2 rRNA genes are annotated in these 4,262 nt (G+C 37.4%); both read left to right on the top strand.

Annotated features, from left to right (window positions below):
- Nucleotides 1-633 (top strand): 16S ribosomal RNA (locus ACZIYX_RS23675); the annotation flags it as partial.
- A 172-nt stretch (nucleotides 634-805) separates the two neighbouring features.
- A 23S ribosomal RNA gene (locus ACZIYX_RS23670) occupies nucleotides 806-4,262 on the top strand; the annotation flags it as partial.

The raw sequence follows: 4,262 nt of genomic DNA, 5'->3' as shown, positions 1-4,262 counted from the left end.
AACTTACCGGGTCCGGACACTAGAAGGATTGACAGACTGATAGCTCTTTCTTGATTTAGTGATTGGTGGTGCATGGCCGTTTTTAGTTGGTGGATTGATTTGTCTGGTTAATTCCGAAAACGAACGAGACCTTAACCTACTAAATAGTTCGTTTAATCAGACTCGCAAGGGTCATTTACATTGGAATGGTGATACTTCTTAGAGGGACTCTTTGCATTTTAGTAAAGGGAAGTTTGAGGCAAAAACAGGTCTGTGATGCCCTTCGATGTTCCGGGCTGCACGCGCGTTACACTGATGTCTTCAATAAGTTATTTTTCCTAGTTTGAAAAGACAAGGTAAACTTTGAAAAAGGTATCGTGATTGGGATAGTGCTTTGTAATTATCGCACTTGAACGAGGAATTCCTAGTAGGTACAGTTCATCAAACTGTGCCGATTACGTCCCCGCCCTTTGTACACACCGCCCGTCGCTTCTACAGATTGAATGCTGCGATGAGGACTCAGGATTTGCTTGCTGTTTTAGTCTGAAAGGATCATAGAGCAAGTGGAAAATTTGTTCGAATCTTATTGTTTAGATGAAGGAGAAGTCGTAACAAGGTTTTCGTTGGTGAACCAGCGGAAGGATCATTAATTGCTATTTGTCCAGTTTAGTTTGGTGTCTAATCAACCCAAACATTTTTACCTATTGGAAACTTGTTTCCAATTACAAATTTGACATCGAAAGATTGTAAAAACCTTGTGTTTTTTACTAAATCTCCCCATGACGAGAACGCGTAAACAAAAACAAAAAGGTTGTTTTAAACAACCTTTTTAAAAGACAACCATTGATAATGGATACCTCGGCTTGTTAATCGATGAAGAACGCAACGAACTGTGATACGTCTTGTGAATTGTAATGTTCTGTGAATCATTGAAATTTTGAACGCATGTTGTGCTGCTCAGTCTAAAAAACTGAGAGGCGTGTTTGTTTGAGTGTCGATATCTAATAATTTGATCATCTTTGATGATCTAAAATTGGTCTGTTACTTTGTAACTTGACTTAAAATACTAAAAGCACAATTTGTCAATCGGACAGGATTTTTCAAAATAAGCTTTTAAACCCTTTTTTTGATTAAGGATTGTTTTTCTGACTATTTGTACGTAAAATGGCTTCGGTTATTTTATTACAAAGAAATCTCTAATTCTTTCTTCAATCATTACACCAAAAAGTAGACCTCAAATCAAGCAAGACTACCTCCTGAATTTAAGCATATTAATAAGGAGAGGAAAAGAAAGCAACCGCGATACTCTTAGTACCAGCGAGGGAAGCGAGTAAAGCTCAAACTTAAAATCTGAGACTTGTTCTCCGAATTGTAGTGTATGGATTGGCATTCAATGTTGTAATAGAAGGATTAAGTAGAGAACACGAATCTCTCATCTTTGAGGGTGTGATTCCCGTATTTATTCTTTAAAAAGCATCATTGGTCATTCTTCGAGTCGAGTTGTTTGAGATTGCAACTCTAATACGGGTGATAGATTTCATCCAAAGCTAAATATTGGAACAAGACCGATAGCAAACAAGTAGTGTGAACGAAAGGTGAAAAGAACTTTGAAAAAAGAGTTAAAAGTGCTTGAAATTGTCAATGGAGAAGTGGATGCAATCTGTTAATTGATCGCGCCACAATTTAACGAAGTGATTCTTATTGAAGTAATTGAATTTTTACGATTCAATCTTTGATTCGAGTTATGGAGTTGGATGTATTGTTTGATCGAAAGTCAAATAATTTGTGCAAACCACAAAAAAGATTAGAAAGATGGTGGTATTGGAGTAATCTTGAATTACTTTAATGTGTTATAATTTCGTTTGAAATTATGGTTTGCAGAGTGAGGTTAAAACAACAAGGGAAACTGTGTAATTTTGTTGGTTGATTCTTATGAAATTCTTAATATCTGATTTCAGTATTGGGAACTAATGGGGGTTAATTAATAAATACACATTGTTGTATTGTATTTGACATGAGGGTCGTATCCAACCCGTCTTGAAACACGGACCAAGGAGTCTAACATAAGTGTGAGTTAAGGAGTGAAAAACTCTATGGCGAAATGAAAGTGATTCGAATTTGATCTTTAGAACCTTTTGGTTCTTTTGTGCAGGATTGACAGGTTTTTTTTAGAATTAACCTTAGTTTGAACATTTATGATGGGACCCGAAAGATGGTGAACTATGCTTGAACAAAGTGAAGTCAGAGGAAACTCTGATGGAGGCTTGAAGCGATACTGACGTGCAAATCGTTCGTCTGATTTGAGTATAGGGGCGAAAGACTAATCGAACCATCTGGTAGCTGGTTTTCTCCGAAATTTCCCTTAGGATAGCGGGCACTGATAAACAGTTTTGTCAGGTAAAGCGAATGATTAGAAGTATCTGGGTAGAAATGATCTAGACTTATTCTCAAACTTTAAATAGGCAAGTAATAATTGTTGAATCTTGATTGAACAATTTTTCGTAAAATGGACAGTGCTTTGTGGGCCATTTTTGGTAAGCAGAACTGGCGATGTGGGATGAACCAATCGTTTAGTAAAAGTGTCAAAATATGTGCTAATTTAGAAACCAGAAAAGGTGTTGGTTCATTTAGACAGCAGGACAGTGGTCATGGAAGTCGATATCTGCTAAGGAGTGTGTAACAACTCACCTGCCGAATGAACTAGCCCTGAAAATTGATGACGCTCAAGCATATTACTTTTACTAGACCGTAAAATTTATGTCAGATTTTACGAGTAGGAAGAGAACGTGAAGATAATGAAAAAGTTAAAGGGGTGACCCTTGATGGAATTTTCTTCAGTGCAGATCTTGGTAGTAGTAGCAAATATTCAAGTTACATTCTTGAAGACCGAAGTGGAGAAAGGTTTCATGAGAACAGCATTTGATCATGAGTTAGTCGATCCTTAGACACAGATTAACCTCGTGAATGTATCCCTTAACAAAGGATACCACATGTCGAAAGGGAAAATGGTTAACATTCCATTACCAGAAAACGAATTCGTGGCAACACATTTGAAATCAAAGACGTCAGTGTAAATTTTGGGAAGAGTTATCTTTTCTTTGTGACGAAATATAGACCCTTGGAATGATCTTGCATCGAGAATAGGTGACAATTTCGGTAAAGCATTCAAATCTTTTTGGGTGTCCAATCTTTTACAATGACCCGTGAAAATTTGATGGAAGTAAGTTTCGTTTCTGATCGTACTCATAACCGCATCAGGTCTCCAAGGTGAACAGCCTCTGGTGAATAGATTAACGTAAAATAAGGGAAGTCGGCAAAATAGATCCGTAACTTTGGGAAAAGGATTGGCTCTAAAGTACAGGAAATTGAATGATTTTGGAAAGAGATTAGATACAGCAAATTTAATAGTTTTTGGGGGCAACTTCAGAGGTTAGTGAATGGAAGTGAATTAAATAAGGAAATGGAATTAGGATTTAGAAATAAAGACAACTTTGGCTTCATATAATGTGCAATTTAGAACTGGTACGGACAAGGGGAATCCGACTGTTTAATTAAAACAAAGCATAGCGATTGTCTCAGTTGATAATGACGCTATGTGATTTCTGCTCAGTGCCCAGAATGTCAAAGTGAAGAGATTCAAACAAGCGCGAGTAAACAGCGGGAGTAACTATGACTCTCTTAAGGTAGCCAAATGCCTCGTCTTCTAATTAGAGACGCGCATGAATGGATTAATGAGATTCCCACTGTCCCTATTTACAATCTAGCGAAACTACAGCCAAGGGAACGGGCTTGGCAAAATCAGCGGGGAAAGAAGACCCTGTTGAGCTTGACTTTATTCAGACTTTGTGAAATGACGCATGAGGCATAGGATAGGTGGGAAACTTGTTGGGAATGAAATACCACTACTTTTGACGTTGTTTTACTTATTTAATTAAATAAAAAGAGATCTTTTTGATCGAATTCTAGTGTTAATGTGTTGGATACGTGGGAGACTTTGTTTTTTTACCTCTGTAGTACAAATTTATTTTAAAAACATTGTCTGGTGGGGAGTTTGGCTGGGGCGGCACATCTGTTAAAGAATAACACAGGTGTCCAAAGTGTTACTCAATGAGAACGGAAATCTCATGTAGAGCAAAAGGGCAAAAGTGGCATTGATTTTGATTTTCAGTAAGAATACAAACCGTGAAAGCGTGGCCTATCGATCCTTTATTTATTAAAAATCTTAAGCTAGAGGTGTCAGAAAAGTTACCACAGGGATAACTGGCTTGTGGCAGCCAAGCGTT

It is taken from the genome of Aquimarina sp. (genome assembly GCF_977115655.1).
This window is presented reverse-complemented; position numbering and strand designations above follow the sequence as displayed.